We start from the raw sequence: 15,786 nt of genomic DNA, 5'->3' as shown, positions 1-15,786 counted from the left end.
ATTTATAATGGCTTACAGCGAAAAAGTTATCGACCATTACGAGAATCCGCGTAACGTGGGTTCCTTTGACAACAACGACGAGAACGTCGGCAGCGGCATGGTGGGTGCACCGGCCTGTGGCGACGTGATGAAGTTGCAGATTAAAGTCAACGATGAAGGTATCATTGAAGACGCGCGTTTTAAAACTTACGGCTGCGGTTCCGCTATCGCTTCCAGCTCCCTGGTCACCGAATGGGTGAAAGGGAAGTCTCTCGACGAAGCGCAGGCGATCAAAAACACCGATATTGCTGAAGAACTTGAACTGCCGCCGGTGAAAATTCACTGTTCTATTCTGGCAGAAGACGCGATCAAAGCCGCCATTGCGGACTATAAAAGCAAACGTGAAGCAAAATAAGAGTTGAGGTTTGGTTATGTCGATTACACTGAGCGACAGTGCAGCAGCGCGAGTAAATACCTTTCTGGCTAACCGCGGTAAAGGGTTTGGCCTGCGTCTGGGCGTGAGAACCTCCGGGTGTTCAGGTATGGCTTATGTACTGGAATTTGTTGACGAACCGACGCCGGAAGACATCGTGTTTGAAGACAAAGGCGTGAAAGTCGTGGTCGATGGCAAGAGCCTGCAATTTCTGGACGGTACGCAGCTGGACTTCGTAAAAGAAGGCCTGAACGAAGGGTTTAAATTCACCAACCCGAACGTCAAAGATGAGTGTGGTTGCGGCGAAAGCTTCCACGTTTGATGCGCATACCGATAACCCCACCGTGGTCGCCTGCGCGTGGGGTTTGTTTTACCTGATTCGCCGTTATCGCGGCGGATCGCAGCCCTGAGAATGTTATGGATTACTTCACCCTCTTTGGCTTGCCTGCCCGCTATCAACTCGATACCCAGGCGCTGAGCCTGCGTTTTCAGGATCTACAACGTCAGTATCATCCTGATAAATTCGCCAGCGGAAGCCAGGCGGAACAACTCGCCGCCGTACAGCAATCTGCAACCATTAACCAGGCCTGGCAAACGCTGCGTCATCCGTTAATGCGCGCGGAATATTTGCTTTCTTTGCACGGCTTTGATCTCGCCAGCGAGCAGCATACTGTGCGCGACACCGCGTTCCTGATGGAACAGTTGGAGCTGCGCGAAGAGCTGGACGAGATCGAACAGGCGAAAGATGAAGCGCGGCTGGAAAGCTTTATCAAACGTGTGAAAAAGATGTTTGATACCCGCCATCAGTTGATGGTTGAACAGTTAGACAACGAGACGTGGGACGCAGCGGCGGATACCGTGCGTAAGCTGCGTTTTCTCGATAAACTGCGAAGCAGTGCCGAACAACTCGAAGAAAAACTGCTCGATTTTTAATTTCTGGAAGCTAAACATGGCCTTATTACAAATTAGTGAACCTGGTTTGAGTGCTGCGCCGCATCAGCGTCGTCTGGCGGCCGGTATTGACCTGGGCACAACCAACTCGCTGGTGGCGACAGTGCGCAGCGGTCAGGCCGAAACGTTAGCCGATCATGAAGGCCGTCACCTGCTGCCATCTGTTGTTCACTATCAACAGCAAGGGCATTCGGTGGGTTATGACGCGCGTACTAATGCAGCGCTCGATACCGCCAACACAATTAGTTCTGTTAAACGCCTGATGGGACGCTCGCTGGCTGATATCCAGCAACGCTATCCGCATCTGCCTTATCAATTCCAGGCCAGCGAAAACGGCCTGCCGATGATTGAAACGGCGGCGGGGCTGCTGAACCCGGTGCGCGTTTCTGCGGACATCCTCAAAGCACTGGCGGCGCGGGCAACTGAAGCCCTGGCAGGCGAGCTGGATGGTGTAGTTATCACCGTTCCGGCGTACTTTGACGATGCCCAGCGTCAGGGCACCAAAGACGCGGCGCGTCTGGCGGGCCTTCACGTCCTGCGCTTACTTAACGAACCGACCGCTGCGGCTATCGCCTACGGGCTGGATTCCGGTCAGGAAGGCGTGATCGCCGTTTATGACCTCGGTGGCGGGACGTTTGATATTTCCATTCTGCGCTTAAGTCGCGGCGTGTTTGAAGTGCTGGCAACCGGCGGTGATTCCGCGCTCGGCGGCGATGATTTCGACCATCTGCTGGCGGATTACATTCGCGAGCAGGCGGGCATTCCTGATCGTAGCGATAACCGCGTTCAGCGTGAACTGCTGGATGCCGCCATTGCAGCCAAAATCGCGCTGAGCGATGCGGACTCCGTGACCGTTAACGTTGCGGGCTGGCAGGGCGAAATCAGCCGTGAACAATTCAATGAACTGATCGCGCCACTGGTAAAACGAACCTTACTGGCTTGTCGTCGCGCGCTGAAAGACGCGGGTGTAGAAGCTGATGAAGTGCTGGAAGTGGTGATGGTGGGCGGTTCTACTCGCGTGCCGCTGGTGCGTGAACGGGTAGGCGAATTTTTCGGTCGTCCACCGCTGACTTCCATCGATCCGGATAAAGTCGTCGCTATTGGCGCGGCGATTCAGGCGGATATTCTGGTGGGTAACAAGCCAGACAGCGAAATGCTGTTGCTTGATGTGATCCCACTGTCGCTGGGCCTCGAAACGATGGGCGGCCTGGTGGAGAAAGTGATTCCGCGTAATACCACTATTCCGGTGGCCCGCGCTCAGGATTTCACCACCTTTAAAGATGGTCAGACGGCGATGTCTATCCATGTAATGCAGGGTGAGCGCGAACTGGTGCAGGACTGCCGCTCACTGGCGCGTTTTGCGCTGCGTGGTATTCCGGCGCTACCGGCTGGCGGTGCGCATATTCGCGTGACGTTCCAGGTCGATGCCGACGGTCTTTTGAGCGTGACGGCGATGGAGAAATCCACCGGCGTTGAGGCGTCTATTCAGGTCAAACCGTCTTACGGTCTGACCGATAGCGAAATCGCTTCGATGATCAAAGACTCAATGAGCTATGCCGAGCAGGACGTAAAAGCCCGAATGCTGGCAGAACAAAAAGTAGAAGCGGCGCGTGTGCTGGAAAGTCTGCACGGCGCGCTGGCTGCTGATGCCGCGCTGTTAAGCGCCGCAGAACGTCAGGTCATTGACGATGCTGCCGCTCACCTGAGTGAAGTGGCGCAGGGCGATGATGTTGACGCCATCGAACAAGCGATTAAAAACGTAGACAAACAAACCCAGGATTTCGCCGCTCGCCGCATGGACCAGTCGGTTCGTCGTGCGCTGAAAGGCCATTCCGTGGACGAGGTTTAATATGCCAAAGATTGTTATTTTGCCTCATCAGGATCTCTGCCCTGATGGCGCTGTTCTGGAAGCTAATAGCGGTGAAACCATTCTCGACGCAGCTCTGCGTAACGGTATCGAGATTGAACACGCCTGTGAAAAATCCTGTGCTTGCACCACCTGCCACTGCATCGTTCGTGAAGGTTTTGACTCACTGCCGGAAAGCTCAGAGCAGGAAGACGACATGCTGGACAAAGCCTGGGGACTGGAGCCGGAAAGCCGTTTAAGCTGCCAGGCGCGCGTTACCGACGAAGATTTAGTAGTCGAAATCCCGCGTTACACTATCAACCATGCGCGTGAGCATTAACAGAGGTTAGTATGGGACTTAAGTGGACCGATAGCCGCGAAATTGGCGAAGCACTGTACGATGCGTATCCCGATCTTGATCCGAAAACGGTTCGATTCACCGATATGCATCAGTGGATTTGCGATCTGGAAGATTTCGACGACGACCCGCAGGCATCCAACGAGAAAATCCTCGAAGCGATTTTGTTAGTCTGGCTGGACGAGGCCGAATGAATAAACGGGCTGCCTGGGGTAGCCCGTTTTGCTGTTAAACGAATAAGGATAACTAAAATGACAGAAGCGATGAAAATTACCCTCTCTACCCAACCTGCCGACGCGCGCTGGGGAGAAAAAGCAACTTACAGCATTAATAATGATGGCATTACCCTGCATTTGAACGGGGCAGACGATCTGGGGCTGATCCAGCGTGCGGCCCGCAAGATTGACGGTCTGGGCATCAAGCATGTTCAGTTAAGCGGTGAAGGTTGGGATGCGGATCGCTGCTGGGCATTCTGGCAAGGTTACAAAGCCCCGAAAGGCACGCGTAAAGTGGAGTGGCCGGATCTGGACGATGCCCAGCGCCAGGAACTGGATAACCGCCTGATGATCATCGACTGGGTGCGTGACACCATCAACGCACCGGCAGAAGAATTGGGACCATCGCAACTGGCACAGCGTGCTGTTGATCTGATCAGCAACGTCGCGGGCGATCGTGTGACTTATCGGATCACCAAAGGCGAAGATCTGCGTGAGCAAGGTTATATGGGGCTGCACACCGTCGGACGCGGTTCAGAACGTTCTCCGGTATTGCTGGCGCTGGATTACAACCCAACTGGCGATAAAGAAGCGCCAGTGTACGCGTGCCTGGTAGGTAAAGGTATCACTTTTGACTCCGGCGGCTACAGCATCAAACAGACTGCGTTTATGGACTCGATGAAGTCGGACATGGGCGGCGCGGCAACGGTTACCGGGGCGCTGGCATTTGCCATTACGCGCGGACTGAACAAGCGCGTGAAGCTGTTCCTCTGCTGTGCGGATAACCTGATTAGCGGCAATGCGTTCAAGCTGGGCGATATCATCACCTATCGCAACGGTAAAAAAGTTGAAGTGATGAACACTGATGCCGAAGGGCGTCTGGTGCTTGCCGATGGTCTGATTGATGCCAGTGCGCAGAAACCGGAAATGATCATTGATGCGGCGACCCTCACCGGGGCGGCGAAAACTGCGCTGGGTAATGATTATCACGCGCTGTTCAGTTTTGACGATGCGCTGGCCGGTCGCTTGCTGGCGAGTGCCGCGCAGGAGAACGAACCGTTCTGGCGTCTGCCGCTGGCGGAGTTCCACCGCAGCCAGCTGCCGTCTAACTTTGCCGAACTGAACAATACCGGAAGCGCGGCGTATCCGGCAGGCGCGAGCACGGCGGCGGGCTTCCTGTCGCACTTTGTTGAGAACTATCAGCAAGGCTGGCTGCATATCGACTGCTCGGCGACTTACCGTAAAGCGCCGGTTGAACAGTGGTTTGCGGGCGCTACGGGACTTGGTGTGCGCACGATAGCTAATCTGTTAACGGCGTAAACTAATATGCCGGATGCGGCGTAAACGCCTTATCCGGCCTACAAATTCTGCAAATTCAACAAATTGCGAATCCCTTGTAGGCCTGATAAGCGTAGCGCATCAGGCATTTGCGCCCCGAACGTTGAATGAATTGTGGTTCTTATGTCCGAAACAAAAAACGAACTTGAAGACCTGCTGGAAAAAGCAGCAACTGAACCGGCGCACCGCCCGGCCTTTTTCCGTACTCTACTGGAATCCACCGTCTGGGTGCCTGGTACGGCGGCGCAGGGCGAGGCTGTGGTTGAAGATAGCGCGCTTGATTTACAGCACTGGGAAAAAGAAGACGGCACCAGCGTCATTCCTTTTTTCACCTCGTTAGAAGCACTTCAACAGGCGGTTGAAGACGAACAGGCATTTGTCGTAATGCCCGTTCGCACGCTGTTTGAGATGACACTTGGCGAAACGCTCTTCCTTAATGCCAAACTGCCAACCGGTAAAGAATTTATGCCGCGTGAAATCAGTTTGTTGATTGGTGAAGAGGGAAATCCGCTGAGCAGCCAGGAAATCCTGGAAGGCGGTGAATCGCTGATATTATCGGAAGTCGCAGAGCCGCCAGCACAAATGATTGATTCACTCACCACCTTATTTAAAACCATTAAGCCGGTGAAGCGTGCTTTTATTTGTTCAATTAAAGAGAACGAAGAGGCACAGCCTAATTTACTTATTGGCATTGAAGCCGATGGTGATATCGAAGAAATTATTCAGGCGACGGGAAGTGTAGCGACCGATACATTACCTGGCGATGAACCAATCGATATTTGTCAGGTGAAAAAAGGGGAAAAAGGAATTAGCCACTTTATTACCGAACATATTGCGCCATTCTATGAACGTCGCTGGGGTGGTTTTTTGCGTGACTTTAAACAGAATCGGATAATCTAAAATATGCCGCCCAAAGGGCGGCATTCGGGCTTACTTGCTGCTCTGAAGGTTGTTAACCACCAGTAAATTGTCGCCGGAGAGACTCCGGTTATTATTTACCTCGGTTAACAGCGCACCAGAAACAATAAGTACGATACAAAAGCACCGTATCTTCATTGTGCGGTCCATGCGAAGACCGCATCACGACAGCACCACTGGCGATATTGCCGCGATAGCAAGCGCTGTGAAACACCTGCATTTACGGCCACGGAACATCCTTTCCTAAAGCCAGCGCCCGTTTGCGAGACGGCGGAAAGGGCCGCAGTGGATAATACACTAACAGAACAATAATAACTCTCTTTTGCTTGACAAAAAGAGAGTTACTGGCGAGTATTGTCTCCGCTGAGACGCGCTTGCATTACTACGGTAATACAACCTGCTGGAAAGGCCGCGAACCGGACCAGCAACAAAAAACCGCCTGATTTTGGCGGTTTTTTGTTTTTTAAAGGAAAGTGAATTTACATGTTTAAGTAATATCTTTTACCGGTTAGAATTTTTAATTTTGAGCAGGATTTGTTTATATTTGTCTGAATTCGGACTAATAAGCCAGGTTATTTTATTACCGAACACGGCGGAAAGGGCCGGTGTCGATAATACGCTAAATAAACAATAATTACTCTCTTTTGCTTGACAAAAAGAGAGTTACTGGTGAGTATTGTTTTGCTGTGAAGCACCTGCGTTGCTCATGTAACACAAGTCAACCTGCTGGAAAGGCCGCGAACCAGACTAGCAATAAAAAACCGCCAAATTCGGCGGTTTTTTATTGCCTGTAAAATACTTATTTCACTGGCTCAACCGGTAAATCTGCCCGCGCGCCCCATTCACTCCATGCGCCGTCGTACAGTTTCACGTTTGGCACATCCAGCGTCGCGAGTGCTAACAAAACCACGGCTGCCGTTACACCAGAGCCGCAGCTGACGATAATTGGTTTGTCGTAGCTGACGCCGCGACCAAAAAATATCGCATCCAGTTCATCGGTCGTTTTTAGTTCGCCTTCGCGCACCAGTTCCGTCCACGGAACATTCAGTGCTCCGGGAATATGTCCGCGACGTAAACCTGGGCGAGGTTCATCAACTTCTGCGTTAAAACGTGCAGCCGGGCGGGCATCAATAATTTGCGCCGTATTTTCATGGCTTGCCAATAATACATCGGTTACTTTCACCACGGCTTCAGGATTAAACGCGGCGTTAAACTCTCCTTCCGGCAGCTCTACTGCACCTTCTTCTAACAGCAGATCATCGCGCTGCCAGCCTGCAAGTCCACCCCCCAGAATCGACACTTTCTCTACACCAAAGGTGCGCAGCATCCACCATGCTCGTGGGGCTGAGAAAAGATTACCTTCGTCATAGACAATCAGGTGCTTATCCTGGTTAACGCCTAATTCACGCATCGCCACGGCGAACGTTTCCGGGCGCGGCAGCATGTGCGGAAGCGGGGAAGTGTGATCAGAAAGCGCTTCGATATCAAAAAACACTGCGCCGGGAATATGTCCATTCAGATACTCCTGAGCAACGTTACGATCCTCCTGTCCAGGCGACGCCATGCGGGCATCGATAATCTGAATTTCCGGGTCATCAATATGTTCGGCGAGCCAGTCGGCTCCTACAAACCATGTCGTGGACATAGGCATCTCCATTTTTGCCGGGGTTAGGCTAAATTGTCGGATGTTTAGTGAAAAGCGACAAGCAAAAGAGGCTGATTTGGCTGTCTGAGCCACAATTCTCACTAAAATTCGGATTGTATGGGCGTGATACTGAATTACATAACGTAAATTCTCACGCATAATAATTATTCGACGTTGCTAACGGGCCATTGTGGCAGGGATGAAAAATGAAAAAGTTACGCGTAGCCGCCTGCATGCTAATGCTGGCGCTGGCAGGGTGCGACAACAACGATAACGCGCCAACAGCGGTGAAAAAAGATGCGCCTTCTGAAGTTACTAAAGCGGCCTCTTCAGAAAACGCGAGTTCAGCAAAACTCTCCGCGCCAGAGCGACAAAAACTGGCACAACAGAGTGCCGGTAAGGCGCTGACATTGCTGGATCTCTCTGAAGTCCAACTTGATGGTGCAGCCACGCTGGTGCTGACGTTCTCCATCCCTCTCGACCCGGATCAGGATTTCTCACGCGTTATTCATGTCGTCGATAAAAAAAGCGGCAAAGTGGATGGTGCCTGGGAGCTGTCAGATAATCTTAAAGAGCTGCGTTTACGCCACCTCGAACCGAAACGTGATTTGATCGTTACTATTGGCAAGGAGGTCAAAGCACTCAACAACGCAACCTTCAGTAAAGATTACGAAAAAACTATAACTACCCGCGACATCCAACCCAGCGTCGGTTTTGCCAGCCGTGGTTCGCTGCTGCCTGGTAAAGTCGTTGAAGGGCTGCCGGTAATGGCGCTCAACGTTAATAATGTCGATGTTAACTTCTTTCGCGTTAAGCCAGAATCTCTGCCAGCATTCATTAGCCAATGGGAATACCGCAATTCGCTGGCGAACTGGCAGTCAGACAAACTGCTGCAGATGGCGGATCTGGTCTACACCGGACGGTTTGATCTCAATCCTGCGCGTAACACCCGTGAAAAATTATTGCTGCCGCTGGGCGATATCAAACCGCTTCAGCAGGCGGGCGTGTATCTGGCTGTGATGAATCAGGCTGGACGTTACGATTACAGTAATCCCGCGACGCTGTTTACGTTAAGTGATATCGGCGTTTCAGCTCACCGTTATCACAATCGTCTGGATATCTTTACCCAAAGTCTGGAAAACGGCGCGGCCCAGCAAGGAATTGAAGTCTCTTTATTAAATGAGAAAGGGCAGACTCTGACTCAGGCAACCAGTGACGCTCAGGGGCATGTGCAGCTGGAAAATGATAAAAACGCGGCATTACTGTTGGCGCGTAAAGACGGTCAGACAACGCTACTCGATTTAAAACTTCCGGCGCTGGACTTAGCAGAATTTAACATTGCTGGCGCGCCAGGCTATAGCAAACAGTTTTTCATGTTTGGCCCGCGCGATCTTTATCGCCCGGGTGAAACGGTAATCCTCAATGGTTTGCTGCGTGATGCAGACGGTAAAGCGTTGCCCGATCAACCCATCAAGTTAGACGTGATTAAACCCGACGGGCAGGTTCTCAGGAGCGTCGTTAGTCAGCCGGAGAATGGCCTCTACCACTTAACCTGGCCACTCGATAGCAATGCGGCAACCGGTATGTGGCATATTCGCGCTAACACGGGCGATAACCAGTATCGGATGTGGGATTTCCACGTCGAAGATTTTATGCCAGAGCGTATGGCGCTGAATCTGACCGGTGAGAAAACCCCGCTTACGCCGAATGATGAAGTGAAATTCTCCGTGGTGGGATACTACCTGTACGGTGCGCCTGCTAATGGTAATACTTTGCAAGGGCAACTTTTCCTGCGCCCACTGCGTGAGGCTGTGTCAGCCTTACCTGGTTTTGAATTCGGCGATATAGCTGCCGAAAACCTTTCCCGCACGCTGGATGAAGTTCAGTTGACGCTGGATGATAAAGGGCGCGGCGAAGTTTCTACAGAAAGCCAGTGGAAGGAAACGCATTCCCCATTACAGGTTATTTTCCAGGGTAGTTTGCTGGAATCGGGCGGTCGCCCGGTGACGCGCCGCGCTGAGCAGGCTATCTGGCCTGCCGATGCATTGCCGGGGATCCGTCCGCAGTTCGCCTCGAAATCGGTTTACGATTATCGTACTGACAGCACGGTGAAACAGCCCATTGTTGATGAAGGCAGTAACGCCGCTTTTGACATCGTTTATAGCGATGCGCAAGGCGTGAAAAAAGCCGTGTCGGGCTTGCAGGTGCGCCTGATTCGCGAACGCCGCGATTACTACTGGAACTGGTCAGAAGATGAAGGCTGGCAGTCACAGTTTGATCAAAAAGATCTGATCGAAAATGAACAAACTCTGGATCTGAAAGCGGACGAAACCGGCAAGGTCAGTTTTCCGGTAGAGTGGGGTGCTTATCGTCTGGAAGTCAAAGCGCCGAATGAAGCGGTCAGTAGTGTTCGTTTCTGGGCTGGCTATAGCTGGCAGGACAACAGCGACGGGAGCGGTGCCGTGCGACCCGACCGTGTCACGCTGAAACTGGATAAAGCCAGTTATCGCCCTGGCGATACCATTAAGTTGCATATTGCCGCGCCAACGGCGGGTAAAGGTTATGCGATGGTCGAGTCCAGTGAAGGGCCGCTGTGGTGGCAAGAGATTGATGTTCCGGCTCAAGGGCTGGATCTGACGATTCCGGTCGATAAAACCTGGAATCGTCATGATCTTTATTTGAGTACGCTGGTGGTGCGTCCTGGCGATAAATCTCGCTCCGCGACGCCAAAACGCGCGGTTGGTGTGTTGCATCTGCCGCTTGGTGATGAAAACCGTCGCCTCGATCTGGCGCTGGAAACACCAGCAAAAATGCGTCCCAATCAACCATTAACCGTGAAAATTAAAGCCAGCACTAAAAATGGCGAGAAGCCTAAACAGGTGAATGTGCTGGTGTCTGCCGTTGATAGTGGTGTGCTGAATATTACTGACTACGTCACGCCAGATCCGTGGCAGGCGTTCTTTGGTCAGAAACGCTATGGCGCAGACATTTACGATATTTACGGTCAGGTTATTGAAGGTCAGGGGCGTCTGGCAGCTCTGCGTTTCGGTGGCGATGGTGATGAGCTGAAACGTGGTGGTAAACCGCCGGTCAATCACGTCAATATTGTCGCGCAGCAGGCGCTGCCGGTAACGCTCAACGAACAGGGCGAAGGCTCGGTTACACTGCCGATTGGCGATTTTAACGGTGAATTGCGCGTCATGGCGCAAGCCTGGACGGCAGATGACTTCGGTAGCAACGAAAGTAAAGTGATAGTTGCCGCACCGGTGATTGCTGAACTGAACATGCCGCGCTTTATGGCGAGTGGCGATACCTCGCGTCTGACGCTGGATATCACTAATCTTACCGATAAACCGCAAAAACTGAACGTTGCCCTGACCGCCAGTGGTTTGCTTGAACTGGTCAGCGATTCACCCGCAGCCGTTGAATTAGCGCCAGGTGTGCGTACTACGCTGTTTATCCCGGTGCGAGCATTGCCGGGTTATGGCGATGGAGAAATTCAGGCCACCATTAGCGGGTTAGCGTTACCGGGTGAAACCGTTGCCGATCAGCATAAGCAGTGGAAAATCGGCGTCCGTCCGGCGTTCCCGGCACAAACGGTTAATTACGGTACGGCGTTACAGCCTGGTGAGACATGGGCGATTCCGGCGGATGGATTGCAAAACTTCTCGCCTGTTACGCTGGAAGGGCAATTGTTGTTGAGCGGCAAACCACCGCTGAACATCGCACGTTATATCAAAGAGTTAAAAGCGTATCCGTACGGCTGTCTTGAGCAAACCGCCAGCGGCCTGTTTCCGTCACTTTATACCAACGCAGCCCAACTGCAGGCGTTGGGCATCAAAGGCGACAGTGATGAGAAACGCCGTGCATCGGTCGATATCGGCATTTCCCGTTTGCTGCAAATACAACGTGATAACGGCGGCTTTGCGCTGTGGGATAAAAACGGTGACGAAGAGTACTGGCTGACGGCTTACGTGATGGATTTCCTGGTCCGCGCAGGCGAACAGGGTTACAGCGTGCCGACAGACGCCATTAACCGGGGTAATGAGCGTCTGCTGCGCTATTTACAAGATCCGGGCATGATGTCGATCCCGTACGCGGATAATCTCAAAGCCAGTAAATTCGCCGTACAGTCTTACGCTGCGCTGGTGTTGGCCCGTCAGCAAAAGGCTCCGCTGGGTGCGCTGCGTGAAATCTGGGAGCATCGTGCAGATGCCGCTTCTGGTTTACCGCTGCTGCAACTTGGCGTTGCGCTGAAAACCATGGGTGATGCGACGCGTGGTGAAGAAGCGATTGCGCTGGCGCTGAAAACGCCGCGTAATAGTGATGAGCGGATATGGCTGGGTGATTACGGTAGTTCACTGCGCGACAACGCGTTAATGCTCTCCTTGCTGGAAGAAAATAAACTGCTACCCGATGAGCAGTACACTTTGCTGAACACACTTTCGCAGCAGGCGTTTGGTGAACGCTGGCTATCGACGCAGGAAAGTAACGCGTTGTTCCTGGCTGCCCGTACGATTCAGGATTTACCCGGTAAATGGCAGGCGCAAACCTCTTTCTCAGCTGAGCAGCTGACAGGCGAGAAAGCGCAAAACAGCAATCTGAATAGCGATCAACTTGTCACCTTGCAGGTGAGCAACAGTGGCGATCAGCCGTTATGGTTGCGTATGGATGCCAGCGGTTATCCGCAATCCGCACCTTTACCGGCGAACAATGTGCTGCAAATCGAGCGTCATATTCTTGGTACTGATGGTAAGAGCAAATCGCTGGACTCGTTACGTAGCGGCGATCTGGTGCTGGTGTGGTTGCAGGTAAAAGCCAGTAACAGCGTGCCGGATGCGTTAGTCGTGGATCTGCTGCCTGCGGGTCTGGAACTGGAAAACCAGAATCTGGCGAACGGTAGCGCCAGCCTGGAGCAAAGTGGTGGCGAAGTGCAGAACTTACTGAACCAGATGCAGCAGGCGAGCATTAAGCACATTGAGTTCCGTGACGATCGCTTTGTGGCGGCGGTTGCCGTTGATGAATACCAACCGGTAACGCTGGTGTATCTGGCGCGGGCGGTGACGCCGGGAACGTATCAGGTACCGCAACCGATGGTGGAATCAATGTATGTTCCCCAATGGCGGGCGACCGGCGCGGCTGAAGATCTGCTGATTGTCAGACCGTAAATGCCTCGCTTGTTAACCAAACGCGGCTGCTGGATAACGTTGGCAGCCGCGCCCTTTCTCCTTTTTCTTGCAGCGTGGGGAGCAGATAAACTCTGGCCTCTACCGCTGCATGAAGTCAATCCCGCACGAGTGGTCGTGGCGCAGGATGGTACGCCGCTCTGGCGCTTCGCCGATGCTGACGGCATCTGGCGTTATCCGGTAACAATCGAAGATGTTTCTCCACGTTACCTTGAAGCGCTGATCAATTATGAAGATCGCTGGTTCTGGAAGCATCCGGGGGTGAATCCATTCTCGGTGGCGCGCGCAGCATGGCAAGATCTCACTTCGGGACGGGTTATTTCCGGTGGCAGCACGCTCACTATGCAGGTTGCTCGTCTGCTTGATCCTCACCCCAAAACATTTGGCGGCAAAATTCGCCAGCTCTGGCGCGCGTTGCAACTGGAATGGCATCTGTCTAAGCGTGAAATTCTGACCTTGTATCTTAACCGCGCTCCGTTTGGCGGTACGTTGCAGGGGATCGGTGCGGCAAGTTGGGCTTATCTCGGAAAATCGCCTGCGAATTTAAGCTATTCCGAGGCGGCAATGCTGGCGGTTTTGCCGCAAGCGCCCAGCCGTCTTCGCCCGGATCGTTGGCCGGAGCGTGCCGAAGCCGCGCGTAATAAAGTGCTCGAACGGATGGCCGTGCAAGGTGTGTGGTCCCGTGAGCAGGTAAAAGAGTCAAGGGAAGAACCCATCTGGCTGGCCCCCCGACAAATGCCGCAACTGGCACCGCTGTTTTCGCGCATGATGCTCGGTAAAAGCAAAAGCGACAAAATCACTACTACGTTGGATGCCGGTCTTCAACGACGTCTGGAAGAACTGGCGCAAAACTGGAAAGGGCGGTTGCCACCGCGCAGCTCACTGGCGATGATCGTGGTTGATCATACCGATATGCGTGTTCGCGGCTGGGTGGGATCGGTTGATCTCAACGATGATTCACGCTTTGGTCATGTTGATATGGTCAATTCGATCCGATCGCCAGGATCAGTGCTCAAACCGTTTGTTTATGGTCTGGCGCTGGATGAAGGCTTGATCCACCCGGCATCACTGCTGCAAGACGTCCCCCGGCGCACCGGTGATTATCGACCAGGTAACTTTGATAGCGGTTTTCATGGCCCGATCAGCATGAGCGAGGCGCTGGTGCGCTCGCTGAACTTACCTGCTGTGCAGGTGCTGGAAGCCTATGGACCGAAACGGTTTGCGGCAAAGTTACGCAATGTTGGATTGCCGTTATATTTGCCCAACGGTGCTGCGCCGAATCTTTCACTCATTCTCGGCGGCGCTGGTGCAAAACTGGAAGATATGGCGGCAGCGTATACCGCGTTTGCTCGCCACGGCAAGGCAGGCAAATTGCGCTTACAGCCTGACGATCCGCTGCTTGAACGGCCTTTAATGTCGTCGGGGGCGGCGTGGATCATTCGCCGGATTATGGCTGATGAAGCGCAACCCTTGCCGGATAGTGCCTTGCCGCGCGTCGCCCCACTGGCATGGAAAACGGGCACCAGCTATGGCTATCGTGACGCCTGGGCGATTGGGGTTAACGCTCGCTATGTCATTGGGATCTGGACTGGCAGACCGGACGGCACGCCCGTTGTTGGTCAGTTTGGCTTTGCCAGTGCCGTACCATTGTTGAATCAGGTCAATAATATCTTACTGTCGCGCAGTGCGAATCTGCCGGAAGACCCGCGCCCGAACTCAGTCACTCGTGGCGTTATCTGCTGGCCGGGCGGACAGTCTTTGCCGGAAGGTGACGGTAACTGTCGCCGCCGCCTGGCAACCTGGCTGCTGGACGGGAGTCAGCCGCCAACTCTATTACTGCCGGAGCAGGAAGGCATTAATGGCATTCGTTTCCCCATCTGGCTGGATGAAAATGGCAAACGTGTTGCCGCTGATTGCCCGCAAGCGCGACAAGAAATGATAAATGTCTGGCCGCTACCGCTGGAACCCTGGCTGCCCGCATCAGAACGTCGCGCTGTGCGCTTACCACCGGCCTCGACAAGTTGCCCGCCATACGGTCACGATGCCCAGCTCCCGCTGCAGCTGACAGGCGTTCGCGATGGCGCGATTATTAAACGTTTACCGGGCGCAGCGGAAGCGACTTTGCCGTTGCAATCAAGTGGAGGGGCAGGTGAACGCTGGTGGTTTCTGAATGGCGAACCGTTAACTGAACGCGGGCGCAACGTGACCCTGCATTTGACGGATAAAGGTGATTATCAATTGCTGGTGATGGATGACGTGGGGCAAATCGCGACAGTGAAATTTGTCATGCAATAGTCTGTTTTGTCCCTGATTGTTGCTAAAACTCATTTTATTTTAAAAAAATGTTACCTTCATCAATAGTCAACGGCCCTGTTGCTCATTATAATCCGCGCCATCTCGTACGCTGGTACAGACAACAACAGAACAATTTACAGAGGTAAAAATGGCTATTGAACGTACTTTTTCCATCATCAAACCGAACGCGGTAGCAAAAAACGTCATTGGTAATATCTTTGCGCGCTTTGAAGCTGCAGGGTTCAAAATTGTTGGCACCAAAATGCTGCACCTGACCGTTGAACAGGCACGTGGCTTTTATGCTGAACACGATGGAAAACCGTTCTTTGATGGTCTGGTTGAATTCATGACCTCTGGCCCGATCGTGGTTTCCGTGCTGGAAGGTGAAAACGCCGTTCAGCGTCACCGCGATCTGCTGGGCGCGACCAATCCGGCAAACGCACTGGCTGGTACTCTGCGCGCTGATTACGCTGACAGCCTGACCGAAAACGGTACCCACGGTTCTGATTCCGTCGAATCTGCCGCTCGCGAAATCGCTTATTTCTTTGGCGAAGGCGAAGTGTGCCCGCGCACCCGTTAATAATTTCGTAAATGCCGCGTGCAAACGTGGCATCCGTGCGCC

13 protein-coding genes are annotated in these 15,786 nt (G+C 53.1%); 11 read left to right on the top strand and 2 right to left on the bottom strand.

What is annotated here, in order from left to right; genetic code table 11:
* The first annotated feature begins 7 nt into the window (after positions 1-7).
* The 8 genes from iscU to sseB all read left to right on the top strand — a co-directional run bounded on the left by iscU (position 8) and on the right by sseB (position 6,020).
* On the top strand, positions 8-394 hold the full coding sequence (gene iscU, locus RTW80_RS06690) for a Fe-S cluster assembly scaffold IscU (RefSeq protein ID WP_000331707.1): 387 nt from the start codon (positions 8-10) through the stop codon (positions 392-394).
* Between the two features lie 16 nt (positions 395-410).
* Positions 411-734 carry an iron-sulfur cluster assembly protein IscA gene (iscA, locus tag RTW80_RS06685; RefSeq protein ID WP_000028953.1) on the top strand — a complete coding sequence of 108 codons (324 nt, stop codon included), beginning with the start codon at positions 411-413 and terminating at the stop codon, positions 732-734.
* A gap of 95 nt (positions 735-829) precedes the next feature.
* Positions 830-1,345 (top strand): co-chaperone HscB, encoded by a 516-nt coding sequence (gene hscB, locus RTW80_RS06680; RefSeq protein ID WP_000384413.1) that lies wholly within the window; start codon positions 830-832, stop codon positions 1,343-1,345.
* A 16-nt stretch (positions 1,346-1,361) separates the two neighbouring features.
* A complete protein-coding gene (gene hscA / locus RTW80_RS06675) occupies positions 1,362-3,212 on the top strand; it encodes a Fe-S protein assembly chaperone HscA (RefSeq protein ID WP_001196613.1) in 1,851 nt (616 codons plus the stop codon).
* Between the two features lies 1 nt (position 3,213).
* Positions 3,214-3,549, top strand: a complete 336-nt coding sequence (fdx, locus tag RTW80_RS06670) for an ISC system 2Fe-2S type ferredoxin (protein ID WP_001124469.1) — start codon at positions 3,214-3,216, stop codon at positions 3,547-3,549.
* Between the two features lie 11 nt (positions 3,550-3,560).
* Complete coding sequence (gene iscX / locus RTW80_RS06665; protein ID WP_000523616.1) at positions 3,561-3,761, top strand: Fe-S cluster assembly protein IscX; 201 nt, start codon at positions 3,561-3,563, stop codon at positions 3,759-3,761.
* 57 nt (positions 3,762-3,818) lie between these two features.
* Complete coding sequence (gene pepB / locus RTW80_RS06660) at positions 3,819-5,102, top strand: aminopeptidase PepB (RefSeq protein ID WP_032247411.1); 1,284 nt, start codon at positions 3,819-3,821, stop codon at positions 5,100-5,102.
* Positions 5,103-5,243: 141 nt separating this feature from the next.
* The gene (gene sseB, locus RTW80_RS06655) at positions 5,244-6,020 is read left to right on the top strand and encodes an enhanced serine sensitivity protein SseB (RefSeq protein WP_001295479.1); all 777 of its coding nucleotides are present in this window, start codon (positions 5,244-5,246) and stop codon (positions 6,018-6,020) included.
* Between the two features lie 30 nt (positions 6,021-6,050).
* Here sseB and timP read toward each other — a convergent pair whose 3' ends face one another.
* Positions 6,051-6,176 carry a small toxic inner membrane protein TimP gene (gene timP, locus RTW80_RS06650; protein ID WP_001380605.1) on the bottom strand — a complete coding sequence of 42 codons (126 nt, stop codon included), beginning with the start codon at positions 6,174-6,176 and terminating at the stop codon, positions 6,051-6,053.
* Positions 6,177-6,837: 661 nt separating this feature from the next.
* Positions 6,838-7,683 carry a 3-mercaptopyruvate sulfurtransferase gene (gene sseA / locus RTW80_RS06645; RefSeq protein WP_000108626.1) on the bottom strand — a complete coding sequence of 282 codons (846 nt, stop codon included), beginning with the start codon at positions 7,681-7,683 and terminating at the stop codon, positions 6,838-6,840.
* 206 nt (positions 7,684-7,889) lie between these two features.
* On the opposite strand from sseA, the gene yfhM reads away from it, so the two are divergent.
* The 3 genes from yfhM to ndk all read left to right on the top strand — a co-directional run bounded on the left by yfhM (position 7,890) and on the right by ndk (position 15,744).
* The gene (gene yfhM, locus RTW80_RS06640) at positions 7,890-12,851 is read left to right on the top strand and encodes an alpha2-macroglobulin (RefSeq protein WP_032247410.1); all 4,962 of its coding nucleotides are present in this window, start codon (positions 7,890-7,892) and stop codon (positions 12,849-12,851) included.
* Entirely contained in the window at positions 12,852-15,164 is a 2,313-nt protein-coding gene (gene pbpC, locus RTW80_RS06635) for a peptidoglycan glycosyltransferase PbpC (RefSeq protein WP_001137675.1), read from the top strand.
* 148 nt (positions 15,165-15,312) lie between these two features.
* Complete coding sequence (ndk, locus tag RTW80_RS06630; RefSeq protein ID WP_000963837.1) at positions 15,313-15,744, top strand: nucleoside-diphosphate kinase; 432 nt, start codon at positions 15,313-15,315, stop codon at positions 15,742-15,744.
* Positions 15,745-15,786 lie beyond the last annotated feature (42 nt).

It is taken from the genome of Escherichia sp. AM3, from assembly GCF_032029835.1.
Taxonomy (GTDB): domain Bacteria; phylum Pseudomonadota; class Gammaproteobacteria; order Enterobacterales; family Enterobacteriaceae; genus Escherichia; species Escherichia coli.
This window is presented reverse-complemented; position numbering and strand designations above follow the sequence as displayed.